A 22,203-nucleotide genomic window follows, 5' to 3' on the forward strand; every position below is an offset into this window, starting at 1 on the left:
CCGATTCAAGACTTTTTAATAGAGGTGCGCCATCCTGTCTCAATTGGCGGTTTGTAAGGTAGTTCCTAAATTAAGCTTTACCGGCAAGCCGATTTGTTGGATTGTTGTTGTGTCAGAGAGAAGTGAGGTTTCGACCATGACAAGAAACACACGACGCGCCCGCGCCATCGCAATTGCCGAGGCAAAGCCGAACGCTCGAATGGTCGCCCTGCGTTATCTGATGCTTGCCGCCGGCGCCACCGCCGCCAGCATCGCGCTGCTGCTCTCGCACTTCATCTGATCCCGTCCGCAGATCTGGAACGAACGTTGCGACGTGGCTATTGTCGCACCGCGGCGTCGCGGCCGATAATTTGCAACTATTTCACTGCCTTGGCTTAACCCGCCATAACAGCTTATCCGAAAATTAATATCTAATCTGACACAATTGCTCGCGAATATTTGGGCATCTCCAAGTTGTTTGGACATGAACTGGCAATGACTGCCGCCTGGCCTCCGGGTTCCCCAATGTAATTAAGAATAGCTCGATGTGCACCCGGCTGGCGCCATGTGGCTGCCTGCGGGAGGAGTGGTGTATGAAAGGCCCGGAACGCCATGTTGATTGACAAGATTCTTTCCCGCTTCAGGATCAAGACGAAAGTCCTGATCTTCGTTCTGCCTTTCGTCGTCACCATTTCGGCGGTGGGCCTGACGGGCCTCTACGCTTCGGGACTGCTGCAGGGCCGCATGGAAATATCCAACAGTGTGCTGCAGTCGCTCAGCGGCTTCAAAGATCTCTATGGTTCGATGGACGATTTCCTGCGCGTCACCAGCCCTGAGGCGCGCGACAAGCTGCTCGCGGATCTGAAGACCCAGCAAGGCGTGCTCGACCAGACGCTGAACCAGGTCGGTGAAGAGGCCGCCGGTCGCGACAGCCTTGCGGAGGCATCGCGCCGCACCAAGGACATTTCGGGCGTCGTCGACAAGCTCTGGGCGCTGCACGAGCAGGAGCAGGCATTGCATGAGCAGATCGATGCAGCGCAGAAGAGCGTGATCAGCACCCGCTTCACCGTGTCCTACCAGGCCGAGGAATTGCAGAGCACCGTCCAGAGCGACGAGAGCGCCGCCACCAGCACCCTTCGCACTGCCGACCGCCTGCTGAAGGGCGGCGATTTTCTCGGCACCGTCGCCAGCGGCTTCAGCAAGCCGCAGACACCGCAAGACAAGATCGCCTTCATCAACGAACAGATGCCGGAGATCATCAAATCGCAGCGTCTGATCGCCATCTCGGTTCCGAGCAATCAGAAGAATGTCATCGACGCGCTGGCTGCGACCATCGACGGAATCAAGGCGATCGTCCAGACGCCCAATCCAACTGACGAGACCGCTACTGAACTCGGCCGTCTCGTTTCGCGCTTCCGCCAGACCTCGACCTATACGCAGCTGACCGCCACGCAGAAAATGCGTGACGCGACCCAGGAATTCGCCGCGCTCGACGGCCGGATTGCCCAGGCCAACTCGGTCCTGCAGGATACGAGGCGTCTCGAAAATTCCGTCTATTCGCTGCAGATCGTTCTTTCCGACTTTCTCGCCGACTCCAGCAAGGAAAATCTCGTGCGTCTGCAGCAGCAGGCCGGCACGCTCGGCAAGGACATGCAGGTACTGATCACCAGCGCCAAGGGCATGGGTTTTGCCGAAGGCATATCAGGCGCGATCCAGCCGGCGCTCGACATCATCTCCGGCGGCGGCTCGAAGATCGTCGACACGATCGGCGAGCGCGTCACCGCCTATGCCGCCGCCCGCCAGGAGCTCGACCAGATCTGGAAAAAGCTGACTGATTTCGCCGAGCTGCAAAAGCAGACGGCCGGCACCGAGCGCACTCAGGCAAACAGCATCTCGGTCATGACCACCGGTCTCGGCATCCTGTTGTCGATCCTCGGCGGCATTGCCCTGGTGCTGACGCTGCAGCGCCCGATCAGTCATATCACCGCCGCCATGCGCCGCATCGCCGAAGGGGCGCTGGATACCAGCATCTCCGGCGAGCAGCGCCACGATGAAATCGGCGACATGGCCCGCGCGCTCGGCATCTTCAAGGAAAACGCCATCTCGAAGATCCGCATCGAGGAGCAGAGCGACGAGGAACGCGCCGCGGCCGAACATGAGCGCCAGCGCAACGACGCCGAAAAGCGCGAGATGGATCGTCAGATCGAATTTGCGGTCAATGCGCTCGCCGCCGGCCTCGAACGCATGTCGCAGGGCGATATCTCGACGACGATCGAAACGCCCTTCATCGGCCGTCTCGAACAGCTGCGCCAGGATTTCAACGGTTCGATGATGCGCCTGCAGGCGACGATGAGCCAGATCCGCGACAATGTCGAGCTGATCCAGGGCAACGGCAACCAGATGGCCCAGTCGGCCGAGGACCTCTCCAAGCGCACCGAACAGCAGGCTGCCTCGCTCGAAGAGACCGCGGCTGCCGTCGATGAAATCACCGTCACGGTCCGTTCGTCGGCCGAACGCGCCAAGGACGCCGACCAGATCGTCCGCCAGGCCAAGCGTAGCGCCGACGATTCCGCCGTCGTCGTCAGCAATGCGATCGATGCAATGGGCCGCATCGAGGATGCCTCTCGCCAGATCGAGCAGATCATCGGCGTCATCGACGAGATCGCCTTCCAGACCAACCTCCTGGCGCTCAACGCCGGCATCGAGGCAGCGCGCGCCGGTGAAGCCGGCAAGGGCTTTGCGGTGGTCGCGATGGAGGTCCGCGAACTGGCCCAGCGCTCCGCCGCTGCGGCGCAGGAGATCAAGGGCCTGATCAACAAGTCGACCAACGAGGTCAATTCCGGCTCGCAATTCGTGCAGGAGACCGGCACGGTGCTCGCCAAGATCAGCGCCCAGATCGTCACGATCAGCCAACATGTCGAGATGATCGCTCGCGCCAGCCACGACCAGTCCAACGCGCTGCAGAGCGTCAACGCGACCGTCAACCAGATGGATCAGATGACGCAGCAGAACGCCGCCATGGTGGAGGAAACAACCGCCGCCAGCCGCGAACTGGCCGACGAGGCCGATTCGCTGCGCCGGCTCATCCAGCAGTTCAAGATCGACGGCGAGGCGGCCGCCGCGCCGGTCTACCGCGCCGCCTGATCATCGATCGATCCGTCTTCATGCGAACGGCCCCGGACTTTCCGGGCCGTTTTTCTTTATTCTGAAAAACAGCGCCTCGATTGAGAAGATTTGAACGATGGAAGAATAGCTCGAATGCCGGGGCAGCCTATCACGCCGGGATAATCGAAAAACGCCTGGAAACGAGGCGATGAATATCTTCGACAGCCATGATTTGCGGAGAATCTTCCTTAACGCTTTTAGTCTAATTTAACCTTGGTTTATCTCCCGGGGGTCTCGATGCTGCGCCTTTTCTCTACGTCGATCGTACGCCAGATCGTTGCGATCACGCTGTTTCTGCTGGCCATCAGCACGGCCGCCATTGTCGGCGTGACCTATTACAATCTGAGCCATCAGGTCATGGACGGGGCCGTCTCCGACGCGAAGGACGCCGCCCGTGCGATGGCTGTCCTCTACGGCGCGGCCGATCAGGCTGCTAAGATCGAGCTGAAGGACAATCAGCTCTCCGCCGTCACCGAAGACGCCATTCCGGCCCTTGCCGATCATTCGCTGGTTGACCGCACCGCGCAGTCGATCGCCGGCGTTGCGACCATCTTCCAAAAGCAGGGTGGCGACTACGTCCGCATATCCACAAACGTCAAGAAGGAAAACGGCGACCGCGCCGTCGGCACCAAGCTGGTCGCCGAGCACCCGGCCCAGCCGGTTCTCGCCAGGGGTGAAGCCTATTACGGACCGGCGGAGCTTTTCGGCCGCAAGTTCATGACCGGTTATTTCCCCATCAAGAACGCCTCGAACGCCAATGTCGGCATTCTCTTCATCGGTATTCCGATGGAGCTTTATTACCAGCGCATGTATGAGCTGCAGATGCTGGTTCTCGGCGTCGGCGCCATCGTCATGCTCATCGTCGGCGTTCTCGCCTTTTATGCGATCCGCCTGTCGGTGAAGCCTTTGCAGGCGCTGACGAGCAGCGTCCACTCGATTTCTGCGGGCGATCTCGAGGGAGCGATCCCTTGTATTGAAAAGAAGAACGAGTTCGGCGACATCGGCCGGGCCCTCGCGCTTTTCCGCGACAGCGCCCGCGCAAGGCGCGATCTGGAAACCCAGGCCGCCGAACAGCGCGCCTTGAGCGATGCCGAACGTGCCAGGAACGATGCCGACAAGCGCTCGCTTGACGGCCAGATCGACTTTGCCGTCAATCAGCTTGCCGCAGGCCTCGGGCGCCTGTCCCAGGGCGACGTCTCGCAGACGATCGGCACGCCTTTCGTCGGCCGGTTGGAGCAGTTGCGCGTCGATTTCAACGCTTCGCTTCTTCGGCTCCAGGATACGCTGTCCGGCATCCGCGACAGCGCCTCGAGCATCCAGCGCAACAGCGGCGCCGTCTCCGCCTCTGCCGGCGAGCTTTCGAAGCGCACCGAGGCGCAGGCGGCGAACCTCGAGGAGACTGCGGCCGCGGTCGAAGAGATCACCGTGACGGTTCGTTCGTCCGCCGAGCGTGCCCGTGAAGCCAACAATGTCGTGGCCGCGACCAAGAAGACCGCCGACAATTCCGGCGCCGTCGTCGGCGATGCTGTCGCCGCCATGGAGCGCATCGAGCAGGCTTCGCAGCGTATCGAGCAGATCATCGAGGTAATCGACGATATCGCCTTCCAGACCAATCTTCTGGCGCTGAATGCCGGCATCGAGGCGGCACGCGCCGGCGAGGCGGGCAAGGGGTTTGCCGTCGTCGCCCAGGAAGTCCGCGAACTCGCCCAGCGTTCGGCCGATGCGGCGCGCGAGATCAAGTCGTTGATCGAGACATCGAGCCGGGAAGTGACGGCAGGTTCCGAACTGGTCCAGAAGACCGGCAGCGTCCTTGCCTCGATCAGCCAGGAGATCATCGCAATCAGCGGTCATGTCGAGACCATCGCCACGGCCAGTCGCGATCAGTCGGCCGCGCTGCAGGAAGTCAACGGTTCGGTCAACGCCATGGACCAGATGACCCAGAAGAACGCGTCGATGGTTGCCGAGACGACGCAGGCAAGCCGCCTGCTCGCCGGCGAGGCCGACACGCTGATGGCGCTGATCGAGCGTTTCCGCATCGTCGCAGAATCCGCACCGGCTCATCTCGGGGCAAGAAAAGTCGCCTGAACCTCGCAGCCGCAGCTGCCACGGGAATGCGCCGCGGCCTTGCGGCGCCTTCCCAGGTTGAGATCGAGCGACGGCAGCCAGGCGGCGAAGCCAATGAGGCTGCTGTTTCCGAATTCGGCGTAGAATCTATCCTCCTCCGCCTTGCAACCGCATCGCTTGGGAGAGTGCCGATAGCCGATCGTGCCTGCGATGGTGATCATGTCGATCATGACGATGTCCTTTCCTATGTAAGACATCACCTGATCTAGGCATCGAATTTATCTTTATAAACGGGGAAAATCCCGCTATGTTTTTCATTTATGAAAAACGCGAATTGGGATTCTTATCAGCTTTTCCTGCAGGTCGCCCGGCTCGGCGGGTTGACGGGAGCAAGCACCGCAAGCGGGCTTAGTCCTGCGACGGTCGGCCGGCGCATGCTCGATCTCGAACAGGAGATCGGTCGTGCATTGTTTGTCCGCAGCCAGACCGGATACCGTCTGACCCCGGACGGTCAGGCGCTGCTCGATCACCTTCAGGAAATGGAAGCCGCCGCCCGCAAGGTCGAGGCGTGGCGGCAATCCGGCGAGGGCGGCACGACCGTCAGGATTGCCGCCGGCACCTGGGTCGCCTGGCTGCTGACGGAGAATTTCGCCGCAATCCGCGTGCCGGGCGATGCCTTCGCCATTTCGCTCACCATCGGCGAGGCGCGGGCGAGCCTTGCCTATCGCGAGAGCGATATCGGTATTCGCGCCTTCGAGCCTGAGGAGGCCAATCTCGCCGCACGTCAGCTTGGGGAGGTGGCCTATGCCGTCTATATCAGACGCAACGCCGCCGAGACCGACGAGCGCTGGATTGCAGTCGCTGAGGAAGAGGCGATATCGGCCTATCTGCGCTGGCCGCACGCCAAGGCCGCGACGGGGATCGTCGCCACCGTCAATCGGCCGCGTTCGCTGCCGGATCTGGTGCGCGCCGGCGCCGGCAAGACCGTGCTTCCCTGCTTCGTCGGCGATCTCCATCCTGAATTGCAGCGGCAGGGCGGCGAGTTGCCGGAATTGCGCCACCGGCAATGGATCGTCATGAATGCCGAGGATCGTCATCGCCCGGAGATCCGCACGGTCGCCGACCGCATGACCAAGCTCATCAAAAGTTATGCCGATCTCTTCGCTGGAAAACGACCGAGCCGCGGCTAGAGCATGTCACCCAGAACTGTGCAGCGGTTTTGGCGCCACGACATGCATCAAATAGAGACGTAAAGCGCCGCGCACCCGATAGGTCGCGCGGCGATTGAAGAAGCGGGCCGACTTCGCCGGCCCGCCAACGGTCGGCTTTTCGTCAATGCCGGTTGGTGACGACGACGGGAATCAGCAGGTCGCCCCAGTGACCGTCGCCGCCGTGATGACGGGCCGAGCGCACCAGTTCGACCGACACACCGGCCTCGACGGCTTTCATGACCGATTGGTTCAGCCGATGCAGGTCGTTGGCGAGCATGCGGATCGTCGTCTGCTGATCCTCGCTCATGCTGCTTGCCTGCTCTTCGGCCCGTTCCCTGACGCGTGTGATGGATGCCATGATCATCTCCTCCTCTTCGAGTTATTCCGCAGCCGGTTTGAACTGCGCATGTTCGGTCGAGCCGTGCATCGCTGTCGTCGAAGACCGGCCGCCGGTGATGGCGAGCGACACGGCGTCGAAATAGCCGGTGCCGACCTCGCGCTGGTGTTTGGTCGCGGTATAGCCATTGACCTCGGCGGCGAATTCCGCCTGCTGCAGCTCGGAATAGGCCGACATCTGCCGTTGCCGGTAGCCGCGCGCCAGTTCGTACATGCCGTAGTTCAGCTGGTGGAAGCCGGCGAGCGTGATGAACTGGAACTTGTAGCCCATCGCGCCGAGTTCGCGCTGGAACCGCGCAATCGTCGCCTCGTCGAGATTCTTCTTCCAGTTGAAGGAAGGCGAGCAATTATAGGCGAGCAGCTTGCCGGGATGCACCTTGTGCACGCCTTCGGCAAAGCGCCGCGCCTGATCGAGGTCCGGCTTCGAGGTCTCGCACCAGATGAGATCGCAATGCGGCGCATAGGCGACGGCACGCGCGATGCAGGGCTCGATGCCGTTTCGCACCTGATAGAAACCTTCGACCGTGCGGCCGGCATCATAGTCGACGAAGGGCTGGTCGCGTTCGTCGATGTCTGACGTCAGCAGCTTTGCCGCTTCCGCGTCGGTGCGGGCGATGACGAGCGTCGCAACGCCCATGACGTCGGCGGCAAGCCGCGCGGCGTCGAGATTGCGGATATGGGCGGCCGTCGGGATCAGCACTTTGCCGCCGAGATGGCCGCATTTCTTCTCCGAAGCGAGCTGGTCCTCGAAGTGAACGCCCGCTGCACCCGCCTCGATATAGGCCTTCATGATCTCGAAGGCGTTGAGTGGTCCGCCGAAGCCTGCTTCCGCATCGGCAACAATCGGTGCGAACCAGGTCTCGACGGAAAGTCCCTGGGCTTCCGAGGTCTCGATCTGATCGGCGCGCTGCAGCGTGCGGTTGATGCGTTTGGCAAGCTCCGGACCGGCATTGGCCGGATAGAGAGACTGGTCGGGATACATCGCCGATGCCGTATTGGCATCGGCCGCCACCTGCCAGCCGGAGAGATAGATCGCCTTCAGCCCGGCGCGCACCATCTGCATGGCCTGGTTGCCGGAAAGTGCGCCGAGCGCATTGACGAAATCCTCCTGGTGCAAAAGCCGCCACAACCGGTCCGCCCCCATTTCGGCCAGCGAATGGCGCAGCGCCACCGAGCCTCTCAGCCGCCGCACGTCATCGGCCGAGTACGGTCTCTCGATGCCGTCGAAACGATCAGCTGGCGCGTTTGGAACAAGCTTGTAAAAATCCGTCATGCTGCTCTCCTCACTAAAAAGCCTGACAAAGGTGCTGCATGACAAGATTGACAATATGAGCCGATATGGCCAGAAAAACCTTTGATTTCTTGCTTGGAAAGAGGTTAAGATGACGAGGATTGACAGAGCGGCGCTGTGAATTTGTAAAATTTTGTAAATACAGCGCTCCTTCCTTGTCAAAGGGTGTGACATGGCGGAACGAAAGATATTCGCAGGCCCGAAAGTCAGGCGCATCCGCAATGCGCTGGCGCTGACGCAGACCGCCATGGCCGAAGCGCTTGAAATATCACCGTCCTACCTGAACCTGATCGAGCGCAACCAGCGTCCGTTGACGGTGCAGCTCCTTCTCAAGCTTGCAAGCGTCTATAGGGTCGATCTGGAGGAATTGCGGGGGCCGACCGGCGGCAGTCTCGACCAGCTCAAGGAAATCTTTGTCGATCCGCTGCTGTCGGGCGAGTTGCCGGGCGATCAGGAATTGGTGGAGGTGGCCGAGGCAGCACCCAATGCCGCGAGCGGCATGATCAAGCTCTATCGCGCCTATCGCGAGCAGGCGGCAAGGCTGTCCGATCTGACGGCGCTGATGGTCGCCGAAGGACATGCACCGGTCGCTGCCGGCCGGTTGCCGTTGGACGAGGTGCGCGAGACGCTGGAGCGCAGGTCTGGTTATTTCGGACGGATCGAGACGGCGGCAGAAGCTTTTGCCGCAACGCTCCCCGGCGGCCTCGATCTTGCTGCCGGGCTGAAGGATTGGCTGCGTTCCGAGCGCGGCATCGCGGTGCGTGTCCTGCCCGTCCACGTCATGCCGGATCTGCGCCGCCGTTTCGATCGCCATTCAATGCGGCTTTTCATCTCGGAGCGCCTGTCACAGGCCGACCGTGCGCATGAGATATCAATCGTGGCTGCGACCCTTGCTTTGCTGCCGGCAATCGATGCCGAGCTCGCCGATCTCTCGCTTTCCTCCGCCGAGGCGCGCCGCATCGCCCGTTTCGAGCTTGCCCGCATCGCCGCACTGGCGCTTGCAATGCCCTACGAGGCCTTTCTTTCGGCCGCCAAGGCAACGCGCTACGATATCGACATTCTGCGTGCACGCTTCGGCGTCTCCTTCGGCCATGCCGCCGCGCGCCTTGCGATGCTGCAGCGTCCCGGAGCGGCGGCCATTCCCTTCTTCCTGATCGAGATCGATGCCGCTGGCCACCGGCTGCGCCGGGCAGGCGCCCAGGGCTTTCCGCAGGCCCGTTTCGGCGGCGGCTGTCCGAAGCTCAATATCCATGCCGCCTTCCTGCAGCCGGGCCAGATCCTTGCCGAAACGGTGGTCATGCCGGACGGGGCATCCTTCCTGACGGTCGCCCGCACCCTGGAGGGACCGAGCGTCGAATTCGGCGAAAGGGTGAGGCGCACCGCGATCCTGATCGGCTGCGACGCTGCCCTTGGCGAGGGTGTGGTTTATGGCCAGGCGATGGCGCTCGATCCGGTCACGATCGGTCCGGCCTGTCGCCTTTGCGAGCGGCGCGGCTGCCTTTCCCGGGCCGAGCCGCCGGTGACGAGACCGCTCGGGCTCGATGAGATGGTGGCGGGGCTCAGCGCCTTCGATTTCCAGTGATTGTGAAATCATTGAGGGCGCAGGATTTTGCGCTTGTGGGCTGTGAAATTCCTTCTTAGTCTGCGTGGAAAACCAGAGGGAAAAGATGTCCGGGGGTGCGGAATCTTTGAACAAACAGGAGAAGTCATGAGGTCAACCATCCTATGCGTGACGGCCGCCGCCGTTACCGCACTCCTTGCTGCCGCTCCGGCCTTTGCCCAGGAGCGCGTGGTCAACGTCTACAACTGGTCGGATTATATCGACAGTTCCATCCTCGAGGATTTCACCAAGGAAACCGGCATCAAGGTCGTCTACGACACTTTCGATTCCAACGAGACGCTGGAAACCAAGCTCTTGGCCGGTGGTTCGGGGTATGACGTCGTCGTCCCCACCGTATCCTTCATGCAGCGCCAGATCGCCGCCGGCGTCTACCAGAAGCTCGACAAGTCGAAGCTGCCGAACCTGGTCAATATGTGGGACGTCATCATGAAGGGCGTGGCGTCCTTCGACCCCGGCAATGAATACAGCGTCGACTACATGTGGGGCACGACGGGCATCGGCTATAATGTCGACAAGGTCAAGGCGGCCCTCGGCACCGACGACAAGCCCAATTGGGACGCGTTGTTCGATCCGGCGAAAGCGGCGAAACTCAAGGATTGCGGCATCTATATGCTGGATTCCCCGACTGACGTCGTGCCCTCGGTGCTCGCCTATCTCGGGCTCAATCCCAATAGCACCGATCCAGCCGATCTCAAGAAGGCACAGGAGGTTCTCACGGCCGTCCGTCCCTTCGTCCGCAAGTTCCATTCGTCCGAATATATCAGCGCGCTGGCGAACGGCGATATCTGCATCGCGCTCGGTTATTCCGGCGACATGTTCCAGGCCCGCGACCGTGCCGCGGAAGCCAATGCCGGCGTCAAGGTCGATTATTCGGTGCCGTCGCAGGGCGCCCAGATCTTCTTCGACGTCTTCGGCATTCCGAAGGATGCGCCGCATGTCGCGGAAGCCCATGAATTCATCAACTACATGATGAAGCCGGAAGTGATCGCCAAGGCCTCGAACTTCGTCTTCTACGCCAACGGCAACAAGGCGTCGCAGCAGTTCCTCGACAAGGAGGTCCTCGACGATACGGCGATCTACCCGACGCCCGAGGTGATGGCGAAACTCTTCACCGTTCCGCCGCTCGATCCGAAGACGCAGCGGATCGTGACGCGGCTATGGACCACCGTGGTCACCGGCCAATGATAGAATAACGGCCCGGACGGAAACGTCCGGGTCTTTTTTTGACGATTCCGGCCGGGTGAAGCCGGGAGCAAAAGAATGTATTTTCGGGGAACAATATGAAGTCTCTAGGCAATATTCGCCGCTCTTTCGCACCTTGGACCGATCCGTCCGCCAAGCCCTTCATATCCATCAAGAACGTCACCAAGCGTTTCGGTGATTTCACCGCCGTCGATAACCTGTCGCTCGATATTTATCACCGCGAGTTCTTCGCGCTGCTCGGCGCTTCCGGCTGCGGAAAGTCGACGCTTCTGCGCATGCTCGCCGGCTTCGAGCAGCCGACCTCGGGCGAAATCGTGCTCGACGGCACCGACATGGCCGGCACGCCGCCCTATAGGCGCCCCGTCAACATGATGTTCCAGTCCTATGCGCTTTTCCCGCACATGACGGTCGAGAAGAATATCGCCTTCGGCCTGAGACAGGACGGCATGGCGAAGGACGAGATGACTGACCGCGTCTTGCAGATGCTGAAGCTCGTCAAGCTGGAGCAATTTGCCTCCCGCAAGCCGAACCAGCTTTCCGGCGGCCAGCGCCAACGCGTGGCGCTGGCCCGCTCGCTCGCCAAGCGCCCGAAGGTGCTGCTGCTCGACGAACCGCTCGGCGCGCTCGACAAGAAGCTGCGCGAGGAAACCCAGTTCGAACTGATGGACCTGCAACAGAATCTCGGCCTCACCTTCGTCGTCGTCACCCACGACCAGGAAGAGGCGATGACCATGGCGGACCGTATCGCTGTCATGAGCCACGGCAAGGTCGTGCAGGTGGCGACGCCGGCCGAGATCTACGAGGCGCCGAATTGCCGTTTCGTCGCGGATTTCATAGGCGACGTGAACATCTTCGACGGCAAGGTCGCCTCATCGGGCAATGGCACCGTCGAGATATCAGTCGATAGCGGCTTCAGCGTGCGTGTCGCCGCCGCCGAAACACCTTCTGCAGGCAGCGCCGTCGGTTTCGCCATCCGGCCGGAAAAGATGCGGGTCGGGCGCACGCCGCCCGCCAACGCCTCCGTCAACGCCGCCAGAGGCGAACTCTGGGATATCGCCTATCTCGGCGACATGACCGTCTTCCATGTGAAATTGCAGAGCGGCAACGTCGTCAAGGCCTCGTCCCTCAATGCGCAGCGCTCCGTCGACGACCCCTTCACCTACGATCAGGAAGTCTGGGTCTCCTTCGACGAGAATGCCGGCGTCCTGCTGAAGGATTGACATCATGGGGAAGTTCACGTCCGGCCTCTACAATCGCCTCGTCATCGTCATCCCTTACGCTTGGCTGCTACTCTTCTTCCTGGCGCCCTTCTTCATCGTCTTCCGCATTTCGATGTCGACGACGGCGATCGCCATGCCGCCCTATGAGCCTGTCTTCTCCTTCGCTGACGGCTGGGCCGGCCTCTTAAGCAAGATCGGCGAATTCTCCCTCGACAACTACACCTACCTCACCGACGACCCGCTCTATTTCAACGCCTATGTGTCGAGCGTGGTGATCGCCGCGATCTCCACCTTCCTGACGCTGCTGATCGCCTATCCAATCGCCTACGGCATGGCGCAGGCGCCACGTGGCCTGCGGCCGACGCTGGTGATGCTCGTCATCCTGCCCTTCTGGACGAGCTTCCTGATTCGCGTCTACGCCTGGATCGCCATCCTCAAGCCGGAGGGCCTGTTCAACCAGCTGCTGCTGTCGCTGCACCTGATCGATACGCCGCTGATCATCCTCAACACCAATACCGCCGTCTATATCGGCATCGTCTATTCCTATCTGCCCTTCATGGTGCTGCCGCTTTATTCGGCGCTCGAGAAGATGGACGGCACGCTGATCGAAGCCGCCCAGGATCTCGGCTGCCCGCCGATCACCGCCTTCTGGCGCGTCACCTTCCCGCTGTCGATCCCCGGCGTGGTGGCCGGCTGCATGCTGGTCTTCATCCCGGCCGTCGGCGAATTCGTCATTCCCGATCTGCTCGGCGGGTCGCAGACGCTGATGATCGGCAAGACGCTGTGGAACGAGTTCAATTCCAATCGCGACTGGCCGGTCTCCTCGGCGGTGGCGACCATCCTGTTGCTGATCCTGGTCATCCCGATCGTCTTCTTCCAGAATGTCCAGGCCAAAGCCGAAGAGCGGGGGAAATAAGCCATGCTGAAATGGACCCGTTTCAACATCGTCTCCGTCACGCTCGGCTTCGCTTTCCTCTATCTGCCGATCGTGCTTCTCGTCATTTTCTCTTTCAACGAATCCAAACTCGTGACCGTCTGGGGCGGCTTCTCGACGAAATGGTATGTCTCGTTGATGAGCAATCAGGCCTTGCTCGACGCTGCCTGGGTGACGCTGCGCGTCGGGCTGCTGTCGGCAACGTTTGCAACCATCCTCGGCACGATGGCGGCGCTGACATTGGTGCGCTACACCCGCTTTCGCGGCCGCATGTTGTTTTCGGGCATGGTCTATGCCCCGCTCGTCATGCCGGAGGTCATCACCGGCCTGTCATTGCTGCTGCTCTTCGTGGCGATCGGTCTCGATCGTGGCTTCTGGACGATCACGCTCGCGCACACGACGCTGACCATGTGCTTCGTCGCCGTCGTTGTGCAGTCGCGCCTGCTCAGTTTCGATCATTCGATCGAGGAAGCTGCCCAGGATCTCGGCGCGCCGCCGGTGCGCACCTTCTTCGAGATCACCCTGCCGATCATCGCGCCAGCCGTGCTCTCCGGCTGGATCCTGGCCTTCACCCTGTCGCTTGACGATCTGGTGATTGCGAGCTTCACCTCGGGGCCTGGCGCCACCACGCTGCCGATGAGGATCTACAGCCAGGTCCGCCTCGGCGTGACGCCCGAGATCAATGCGGTGTGCACGATCCTGATCGGCGTCGTCGCCTTCGGCGTCATCTGCGCCTCGATCATCACCAAGCGCCGCGAAACGCAGCGCCAGAGGGACGAACGCGCCGCCGCCGCCGGGGCGTAAGGTCTAAAGCGCGTGCTCCTCGCGCTTTATGTCTCTATTTTACGCATGTCGTTCTCGCAAAACCGCTGCACGCGTTTGCGCGACATGCTTCATTGCGCGTGGGGTGTATTGCCGAAAAGCGGCACCGGTGAGATCACCGGGTTCGGCCATGAACCGCCGACGAAGAACGGCAGAAGCGGCAGCTCCGCCGCCTTGGCAGGATCGGTTGCCTCCAGCGATCCGGAAAGCGCCAGCCCGTTCGACTGATAGGTGATGACGCCGGAAAGCGTCAGCGTCTGTGTGGCGCCGGCGATACGGGCGTCGTGCATCTCGGCGGTGCCGTTGGCGAAATCGGCCTGCAGGTTCAGCTGGTTGAAGGCGAAGGCGCCGCCTGCTGCCGCGCTCAGCGGAAAGAACGGCTTTTCGGCTGCCTGCGTGCGCAATGCCGCAGCATCAATGCCGGGAATCGTGCCTTCCCTGGTCCAGAAACGCAACTTGCCGGTGACGTCGGCAAGGCCGGTCGTCCAGATCGCCTTCGGCGACAGCAGGTCGAGATCGAGCGATCCTGTCGCAAGCGGCAGCGGACCCTTCAGTTGCAGGCGCTCTGCAAGGGCTGCGAAGTCGGCATTGCGGATCGACAACTGCAGCTTGCCGCCGCCGTCGAAGTCGCGCTGCGTCGCTTCCAGATGCGCGGTCATCTCGCCGCCTTCGAACTGGCTGTCGCCAATATCGAATTTCGCTTCGCCGCCGGCAACGATCACGCTGGCGCCAACGTCGGAAAGCTCGAAGAGACCCATCTGCGCGCGCCGTGCCGAAAGCCTGACGTCGACATCGAGCAGCCGCAGCGGCCCGCTTATGCCGGCGGAGATTTCCTCCGCCTCGCCGGCGGCGAGCCTGAGCGCGAAGGCATCGAGGAAGGGCTTGAGGTTCATCTGGTCGAAGGCCAGCGTGCCGCCGATCTTCGGCCGTTTTCCGGGTTGGGTGAAAAGGTCCATCACCCCGGTGGCACTCGCTTCGTTCAGCGAGAGACTGAGATTGTTGAAGCGCAGCCCGTTGCCCGACGACATGATGTCGGATTCCAGCGAAGCGCTCTTCAACGTTGCGATGCCGGGGATCGATTTGCCCGACCATGTCAGCAGTGCCGGCACATCGGGAATGCTGGCGGTGATATTACCGGAAAGGGCCGAAAGGCTGGCGATGCTGGCAATCCCCTGGAAGTGCGCCGTCAACAGGTTCGATGTGAGCGACGTCCGGGTCTCGGCATTCCTGCCGGCGAAGGCGAGCAGCGGCTGGCGCGAGGCGAAATCGACCTTCAGGTCCTCGCCGTTGATGCGGGCGATGACGACCGCCGAGATCGCGCCGGATAGCCTCGGCCAGGCGATATCAGCGGTGACGCTATCGAAATGATAGGTCTTGGCGGACTTGATGTCGGTGACCACAACCGTCCCGTCCTCGACCGTCACTGCGCCGATCTCGGCATCGAGATCCCGAGCAAGCACCTCAGCTCCGTTTTCGGAGCGTACGCCTTTGATCGCGCGAGCGAGCAGGCCGGCATAACTCCAGTCGATCAGCCCTTTCTCGTCGCGCGTCAGCGCCAGGTTGGGGCGCACCAGATGGAATTCGTGGAAGCTCGTTCGGCCTCGCAACGCATCGATAAGGCTGAAATCGGCTGACAGGCTTTCGATACTGCCGAGCAGCTTGTCGCCGCTTTCGCGCGGCTGGCGGATGGTAATCTGGTTCAGTGTGATGCGCGGCGTCGGCCAGAATTCGAGAACCGGACTGCCCTTGATCTCGGCATGGTAGCCCGTCCATTTCGACAGCGCGTCCTCGATGCCGGATCGCACGAAGCCGGTCGAGATGAGATAGGGTGCGGCGACCCTGAGCGCCACGAAAAGCGCGAGCGCTATCAGCAGGAATACCGTCGACAGGCGGGCGAAGGCCGGAAGCCAGCGCGAAACGGGTCCGATCTTCCTGCGCCACCTGCGATGTCTTGACGTGCTCATGATCTCCGCCGGCAAATTCAGCCGGTCATCCCGTTATGCGCTGAATTCGGCGGATATAGGAAATATCAGGCATATGCAAATCCCATACAGCGCCGCGCGTCATTTCAGACGCGCAAAGGACGATGTAGCACTTTCAATTAAATAGTTGGAGCATGATGTCGTCCGAAAACCGCGCACACTTTTCGGCATCATTCTCCAGGCGTCGGATCGCGTCGGTTCCGCACTTTATAATGCAATGCAGCATGATATAAAGACGGCATTGGGGAGGAGGATTGAATGCAGGATAACAGACCACTTTGGGTGCCCTCGAGGGATGCCGTTGCAAAAAGCCCGATCCATGCCTTCATGGAACGCTGCAATGCCGATTTCGGGCTTTCTCTTTCTGGCTTTGAGGAGCTGCATGCATGGTCGGTGGCCGAGCGGGAGAATTTCTGGTCGACCGTCTGGGATTTCTGCGGCGTGAAGGGAGAGCGCGGCGCAGAGGTGCTTGCCAATGGCGATCGCATGCTGGACGCCCGCTTCTTTCCTGACGCGACACTGAACTTCGCCGAGAACCTGCTGTCTGGCCGCGGTGAGGGCGATGCCATCATCTTCCGCGGCGAGGACAAGGCCGAGGACCGCTGGTCGTGGGACCGGCTGCGCGCGCTGGTCTCGAAGCTGCAGCAGGCCTTCGCAGCACTCGGGATCGGCAAGGGCGATCGCATCGCCGCCATGATGCCGAACATGCCGGAGACCGTGGCCGCCATGCTCGCCGCCGCCTCGATCGGCGCCATATGGTCGTCCTGTTCGCCCGATTTCGGCGAGCAGGGTGTGCTCGACCGTTTCGGCCAGATCGGCCCGAGGCTGTTCATCGCTTGCGATGCCTATTGGTATTCCAGCAAGCTGCAGGATGTCGGCGCCAAGGTCGCCACCGTCACAAAAAGTCTGGGTATTCCCTCCGTCATTGTCCACTACGCCGGCGATGCGGAGGCAGTGGCGCGCAAGACGGCAGGGGCTTCAACGCTTGAGGCCTTTGTCGCGCCCTATGAGGCAAGGGAAGTCGAATTCATGCGGCTTGGCTTCGCACATCCGCTCTACATCCTCTTTTCGTCAGGCACGACAGGCGTGCCGAAATGCATCGTGCATTCGGCTGGAGGCACGCTGCTGCAGCATCTGAAGGAGCACCGGCTGCATTGCGGCCTGCAGGCGGGCGAGAAGCTATTCTACTTCACCACCTGCGGCTGGATGATGTGGAACTGGCTGGTCAGCGGTCTCGCAAGCGGCGCAACGCTCTGCCTGTTCGACGGCTCGCCCTTCGCCCCCGATGGCAACGTGCTGTTCGACTATGCCGAGGCCGAAAAATTCGCCATCTTCGGCACCTCGGCGAAATATATCGATGCGGTGCGCAAGGGCGGGCTGACGCCGCGCGCAAGTCACGATCTTTCCAGCCTGCGGCTGATGACTTCCACCGGTTCGCCCCTGTCGCCGGAAGGATTCACCTTCGTCTATGAGGGCATCAAGGAGGACGTGCAGCTCGCTTCGATCTCAGGCGGCACCGATATCGTCTCCTGCTTCGTGCTCGGCAATCCGCTGCAGCCGGTCTGGCGCGGCGAGATCCAGGGGGCCGGCCTCGGCCTTGCCGTCGATGTCTGGAACGATGATGGCAAGCCGGTGCGCGGGGAGAAGGGTGAGCTCGTCTGCACCAAGGCCTTCCCCTCGATGCCGGTAATGTTCTGGAACGACCCCGATGGCGCCAAATATCGCGCCGCCTATTTCGACCGGTTCGACAATGTCTGGTGCCACGGCGATTTCGCCGAATGGACGGAGCATGGCGGCCTTGTGATCCACGGCCGTTCGGATGCGACGCTCAATCCCGGCGGCGTTCGCATCGGCACGGCGGAGATCTATAATCAGGTCGAGCAGATGGAGGAGGTGGCCGAGGCGCTCTGCATCGGCCAGGAGTGGGACGACGACGTCCGCGTCATCCTCTTCGTTCGCCTTGCCCCAGGTGTGACGCTGACGGCTGATCTCGTCAAGGCGATCAAGACGCGTGTTCGCACCGGCGCCTCGCCGCGGCATGTGCCGGCGAAGATCATCGCGGTTGCCGATATTCCCCGCACCAAATCCGGCAAGATCGTCGAGCTTGCCGTGCGCGAGGTCGTTCACGGCCGGCCGGTGAAAAACCAGGAAGCGCTTGCCAATCCCGAGGCGCTGCGGCTCTTCGCCGGGCTAAGCGAACTGAAGGATTGACAGCGATCGGAAACTACAAGCTTTCACCCTCTATCAATCTCCTGTCATGGAAACCTTTCGTTAAGAAAGGTTTGTCAAAGGTGAAGCCATCTTGGGGGTCGCACATGAACGAGGCGGCCTGGGGCTTTCTAGCCTCCGAAACATGACGTTGATCGACTGAGCTCTTGTTGAACAGCACCAAATTCTAGGCAGCCTCTGGCTGCCTTTTCTTTGCGCTCCGATCAGCCGGCCAGCACCCGCTGCGACGGGAAGGTGATCTCGACGAGAGTGCCCTCGTTGGGCGTCGAATTGATCGAGAACGTTGCCCGGTTGGCATCCACCATCGCCTTGGTCAGCGGCAGGCCGAGCCCGGTGCCGTCGCCTCGATGGCGCGATTGGGTCGAGGAGACCTGCCGGAACGGCTTCATCGCCTGGTCGAGTTCGCTGCGCGTCATGCCGATGCCGGTATCGCGGACCCTGAGGACGACGCTGCCATTGGCCTCATAGGACGTGGAAACGACGATCTGCCCGCCTGATGGGGTGAAGCGGATGGCGTTCGACAGGATGTTCAGGGCAATCTGCTTGATCGAGCGCAGGTCGGCCACGACATCGGGCACCGATTGCGACAGCGCCGTGCGGATGATGACGCGCTGGCCATTCGCCTGCGGCTGGATCAGCGCCACGGCCTCGGAGACCGCCTCGTTGAGACCGACGGCATCAAAATCGAGATCCATCTCGCCCGCTTCGATCTTCGAAATGTCGAGCAGGTCGTTGACGATGTCGAGCACATGCCGGCCGGAGCGGCCGATGTCATTAGCATATTCTATATAACGCGGATGGCCGATCGGGCCGAAGCGCTCGCCCGCCATCATGTCGGAAAAGCCGATGATGGCGTTGAGCGGCGTGCGGATCTCGTGGCTGACACGGGCGAGGAAATCGGTCTTATGGGCGTTGGCGGTTTCAGCCGCACCCTTGGCGTTGCGCAACTCGTCCTCGGTGCGCTTCCACTGGGTGATATCGCGGATGACGGCGCAATAGCCGTTTGAGGAGGTGAGCTGGCCCATCGTCATGAACAGCGGCACGAAGCCGCCGGCGGCCTCGCGGCCGATCACTTCACGCCCGTCGTTCAGCACACTTGCCACGCCATGGCCGGAGAGGCCGTTGAGATAGTCGATGACCGCTTTCTGGCTCTCATGGGCAAACAGCATGACGAAGGGTTTGCCGCGCGTCTCCTGCTCGTCGTAATTGAAAAGCGCGCTGGCCGACCGGTTCATCGAGCGGATGTCGCCCTCGGTGCCGATGACGACGACGCCGTCGGTCGCCGTTTCCAGGATCGAGCGCAATTCTTCCACTTCGACCTGAAGCTTGGCGACCTTCTCGACCATCCGCTCGGGGCGGCCCTCGGAACGGTTTGCTTCGCCACGGCCATCTTCCTTGCCTTCCACCGGCATCAACGCCAGCATCAATGCATTGGCGTCTTCCCAGCGCACCGATTGTAGCCGCGCGGTTACCGGCGCCAGCGTATCATCGGCCTTGACGAGCATCATGGTCCCGGAGCCGACAGACTTTTCCTCGAGTTCACGGCGCTGCAGCAGGGCTTCGATGCCGCCCACCTCGCGCAATGCCTCGAGCGAATCGTAGCCCGTCAGCCGCATGAATTCCGGATTGGCATGGATCAGCGCATCGCCGATATGGATGAGCACGGCAACAGGCAGCAGGTCGACCGTGCCCACCGAAAGCCCGTCCGTCATCTTGACGCGCGGCGGAATGAAGCTTGTGAGAACCTCGATCTGGCTGACCGTCTCCTCGAGCCCTTCCGTTGCCTCGTCTTCGGCGATGACTGAAGGCTCTTCGGTGGCGCCGTCGTCTTCGCTCTGCGCCTCGACGGCATTCTCGAAGATCGCCTCCTGCGCCGCCACCTCTTCGAGCGACAGTGTTTCCGCCTTCTCGGCGATGGGTGTTTCGGCCTCGACCTCTTCGGGTCCGGAGGCCTTTTCGAAGCCGGCGGTTTCGGTGACGGCGGTTTCCATCGTTGCCGGAACGGCAGGCTCGTCCTTGCTGGCGCCGAAGGCTTCGAGGCGCTTGGCGATCTCGCGGAAATTGGCCTGTTCGGCGGCCGTCAGCGCAGCGCCGCTGTTGTGGAGCTGAACGATCTTGTCGGAGAAACGGCGATTGGGCGTTTCCGAAATGCGAAGCGCCGGCGGCTCTTGCGGAAGATCGGCTGCGGGCTCGGCAGCGGAAACGTCGCCGGCATCGACGCTGCCTTCCGCTCTTTCTGCAGCATTTTCCGGGGCAGGGGTCTCGATGGCCACCTGCTCGGTGGCGATCTCTTCCGGCGCTGGCTCCGCCTGCGGCGCCTGATCCTCGACCTCTTGCGTCAGGGTGGGTTCGATCAGCGGTTCTTCAAGCGCTGTCTCCGCTTCATCTATCACCTCGGCAATGGTTTCGGCAGGTGGGCCGAGGCTCGCTGCGTCATGGCCGATGCCGTTCGGGCCGAGTGTCAGACCGAGCGCCAGCGGATCTTCCTGGGCATCGGAAAGCCGGACGACGCCGAAGCCGCGGAACCCATCGAAGTCGCGGTTGCGAGTATAGGTCGGCAGCGCCGCCAGATCGACCGGAACGACGAGGCTGGTGCCTTCGACCGGCCAGAGGATCGTCTTGCCCGACCACGTGTCGCGGCGGGCGAGCGCCTCGGAAAGCTTGCCGTCAGGATCGAGATTGAAGAGGGCGGCGACATCGCCGAAGGCAGATCCGATGATATCGGAGGCGTGCGGACCGACGGCCTCGGCAAATTCGTGGCTCACCTCGTTGAACCGGCCTTCGGCGTCGATTTTCCAGACGAAGCGCGTGGCGCGGCTGTTCGGCCTGAAGACGAAGCCGGGCTCAGCCGCAAGCGGGGGCAGGTCGGCGACCACAGACTTTGCGATGACGGGCTCTTCATGGACCGCTTCCGGCGTGTCTTCAATAGGCGTTTCGCTGGCTTCAATAGGCGGTTCCACCGTCTCGGCAACGGAGGCCAAATCGTCCTCGATGACCGCGGCGGGCTCGGAGGCTTCAGCCGCGCTGCTATCGATCGTGCTCTCGTCGCTCTCCGGCTTCGCATCCGCGGCAGGAGAAAGCCCATCGTCAACCGCCTCGTCTGCGGATGCTAGAGCTATCCCGGCCGGCTGTTCGCTTTCGCCGGCGATCTCCTCGAGCGTCTCCTCGACCTCTTCGATTCCCGAGACCGCGTCGATGATATCGGTGAAGCCTGTAGCGGCAACAGGCCCGTCCTGAAGCGCTTCGGCCGGCGGCACGCTTTCTTCCTGTGCGGGCGCATCGACCGGGTCGAGCGCGGGCGCATCGATCCCGTCGAGATGACCGATCGCAGTCTCCACGGCAAAAAGCAGATTGAGCGCCGGATCGTCGCTGAGCTTGCCGACGGCGGCCGGAAGATTGCCTCTGCTCGTGGCGACGGGTCGTTTCACCAACCGGTCGGGATGCGCGCCGGCAAGGTTGATCAAGGTTTTTGCCGTCTGCTCGGAGATCGCGAGCGAGGCAAAGCCCGGCGAGGCCGCGATGACCTCGCCATTGGCGCCGATCACCGCCATATGCGTGTCGGGATCATCAAGTCCCTGCAGCATCTGGGCCGCCGATGCGCCGGCCGCGAGTGGCTTTGCCGAGATCGGCACTGAAAACAGGATGGCCTTTTCGCCCTGGGAAAGCCGGATCAGTTCGGCAGCCGCCTGTACCTGCGCACGCTGAAAGCCCTTGGCAACGCGGATCATCAGGCTGCGGCTGTCGCCGATATCGGTCAGCTGGCGCGCGGCGGTTTCCAGCTGGCGGAAGGTGATGTCGGCGCGGTCGACCCCCTGATCGAGCAGGTCATAGACAGCCGAATGGCCGAAAAGCTCGGCACCTGCACCGTTCGCCCAGAGCAGACGGGCAAGATCGGCCGAAAACAGCACCATGGCCTCGCCGCGTGAAAAGCGTTCCCGTACCCGTGCATGCACGGCGATATCGATGAACGGATATTGGACTGCGGGCATGTTCGAACCTTGTCGCTGTCGGCCTTCTTAAATTAACGGCTTATTAATAACTGCGGGGCGCATGCCGGTCCAGAAGAGGAGGGGGTTTTCGGCCGGA

The 22,203-nt window shown here is 61.9% G+C and carries 15 protein-coding genes; 10 read left to right on the forward strand and 5 right to left on the reverse strand.

Going from position 1 to position 22,203, the window contains the following annotated elements; all coding sequences use genetic code 11:
• Window positions 1–136 precede the first annotated feature (136 nt).
• From U5G49_RS01970 to U5G49_RS01980, 3 genes are all read left to right on the forward strand, one after another.
• Entirely contained in the window at window positions 137–280 is a 144-nt protein-coding gene (locus U5G49_RS01970) for a hypothetical protein (protein ID WP_003556626.1), read from the forward strand.
• Between the two features lie 311 nt (window positions 281–591).
• Window positions 592–3,123 carry a methyl-accepting chemotaxis protein gene (locus tag U5G49_RS01975; RefSeq protein WP_193446674.1) on the forward strand — a complete coding sequence of 844 codons (2,532 nt, stop codon included), beginning with the start codon at window positions 592–594 and terminating at the stop codon, window positions 3,121–3,123.
• Between the two features lie 258 nt (window positions 3,124–3,381).
• Window positions 3,382–5,229 (forward strand): methyl-accepting chemotaxis protein, encoded by a 1,848-nt coding sequence (locus tag U5G49_RS01980; protein ID WP_193446673.1) that lies wholly within the window; start codon window positions 3,382–3,384, stop codon window positions 5,227–5,229.
• On the opposite strand, the gene U5G49_RS01985 is transcribed toward U5G49_RS01980, so the two are convergent.
• On the reverse strand, window positions 5,202–5,438 hold the full coding sequence (locus tag U5G49_RS01985; RefSeq protein ID WP_193446672.1) for a hypothetical protein: 237 nt from the start codon (window positions 5,436–5,438) through the stop codon (window positions 5,202–5,204). The two genes, U5G49_RS01980 and U5G49_RS01985, sit on opposite strands and share 28 nt — an antisense overlap.
• 90 nt (window positions 5,439–5,528) lie before the next feature.
• Between U5G49_RS01985 and U5G49_RS01990 the strand changes: the two genes are divergently transcribed.
• Window positions 5,529–6,398 carry a LysR family transcriptional regulator gene (locus U5G49_RS01990; protein WP_193446671.1) on the forward strand — a complete coding sequence of 290 codons (870 nt, stop codon included), beginning with the start codon at window positions 5,529–5,531 and terminating at the stop codon, window positions 6,396–6,398.
• Window positions 6,399–6,540: 142 nt separating this feature from the next.
• Here U5G49_RS01990 and U5G49_RS01995 read toward each other — a convergent pair whose 3' ends face one another.
• Together U5G49_RS01995 and aceA are read right to left on the reverse strand one after the other, a co-directional pair.
• A complete protein-coding gene (locus tag U5G49_RS01995; RefSeq protein WP_003545603.1) occupies window positions 6,541–6,777 on the reverse strand; it encodes an SMc00767 family acetate metabolism repressor in 237 nt (78 codons plus the stop codon).
• A gap of 21 nt (window positions 6,778–6,798) precedes the next feature.
• Entirely contained in the window at window positions 6,799–8,088 is a 1,290-nt protein-coding gene (gene aceA, locus U5G49_RS02000) for an isocitrate lyase (protein ID WP_193446670.1), read from the reverse strand.
• Window positions 8,089–8,278: 190 nt separating this feature from the next.
• On the opposite strand from aceA, the gene U5G49_RS02005 reads away from it, so the two are divergent.
• From U5G49_RS02005 to U5G49_RS02025, 5 genes are all read left to right on the forward strand, one after another.
• Window positions 8,279–9,688 (forward strand): helix-turn-helix domain-containing protein, encoded by a 1,410-nt coding sequence (locus tag U5G49_RS02005; protein ID WP_193446669.1) that lies wholly within the window; start codon window positions 8,279–8,281, stop codon window positions 9,686–9,688.
• 126 nt (window positions 9,689–9,814) lie between these two features.
• Window positions 9,815–10,912 (forward strand): polyamine ABC transporter substrate-binding protein, encoded by a 1,098-nt coding sequence (locus U5G49_RS02010; RefSeq protein WP_018244858.1) that lies wholly within the window; start codon window positions 9,815–9,817, stop codon window positions 10,910–10,912.
• A 95-nt stretch (window positions 10,913–11,007) separates the two neighbouring features.
• Window positions 11,008–12,150 carry an ABC transporter ATP-binding protein gene (locus tag U5G49_RS02015; RefSeq protein WP_012756109.1) on the forward strand — a complete coding sequence of 381 codons (1,143 nt, stop codon included), beginning with the start codon at window positions 11,008–11,010 and terminating at the stop codon, window positions 12,148–12,150.
• Window positions 12,151–12,154: 4 nt separating this feature from the next.
• Window positions 12,155–13,066, forward strand: a complete 912-nt coding sequence (locus U5G49_RS02020; protein ID WP_018244859.1) for an ABC transporter permease subunit — start codon at window positions 12,155–12,157, stop codon at window positions 13,064–13,066.
• Window positions 13,067–13,069: 3 nt separating this feature from the next.
• On the forward strand, window positions 13,070–13,888 hold the full coding sequence (locus U5G49_RS02025; protein WP_018244860.1) for an ABC transporter permease: 819 nt from the start codon (window positions 13,070–13,072) through the stop codon (window positions 13,886–13,888).
• 89 nt (window positions 13,889–13,977) lie between these two features.
• On the opposite strand, the gene U5G49_RS02030 is transcribed toward U5G49_RS02025, so the two are convergent.
• Entirely contained in the window at window positions 13,978–15,870 is a 1,893-nt protein-coding gene (locus U5G49_RS02030; RefSeq protein WP_193446668.1) for an AsmA family protein, read from the reverse strand.
• Window positions 15,871–16,146: 276 nt separating this feature from the next.
• Between U5G49_RS02030 and U5G49_RS02035 the strand changes: the two genes are divergently transcribed.
• The gene (locus tag U5G49_RS02035) at window positions 16,147–18,099 is read left to right on the forward strand and encodes an acetoacetate--CoA ligase (protein WP_193446667.1); all 1,953 of its coding nucleotides are present in this window, start codon (window positions 16,147–16,149) and stop codon (window positions 18,097–18,099) included.
• Between the two features lie 221 nt (window positions 18,100–18,320).
• Here U5G49_RS02035 and U5G49_RS02040 read toward each other — a convergent pair whose 3' ends face one another.
• A complete protein-coding gene (locus tag U5G49_RS02040; protein ID WP_193446666.1) occupies window positions 18,321–22,106 on the reverse strand; it encodes a sensor histidine kinase in 3,786 nt (1,261 codons plus the stop codon).
• Window positions 22,107–22,203 lie beyond the last annotated feature (97 nt).

It is taken from the genome of Rhizobium indigoferae, from assembly GCF_034554815.1.
Classification (GTDB): Bacteria; Pseudomonadota; Alphaproteobacteria; order Rhizobiales; family Rhizobiaceae; genus Rhizobium; species Rhizobium leguminosarum.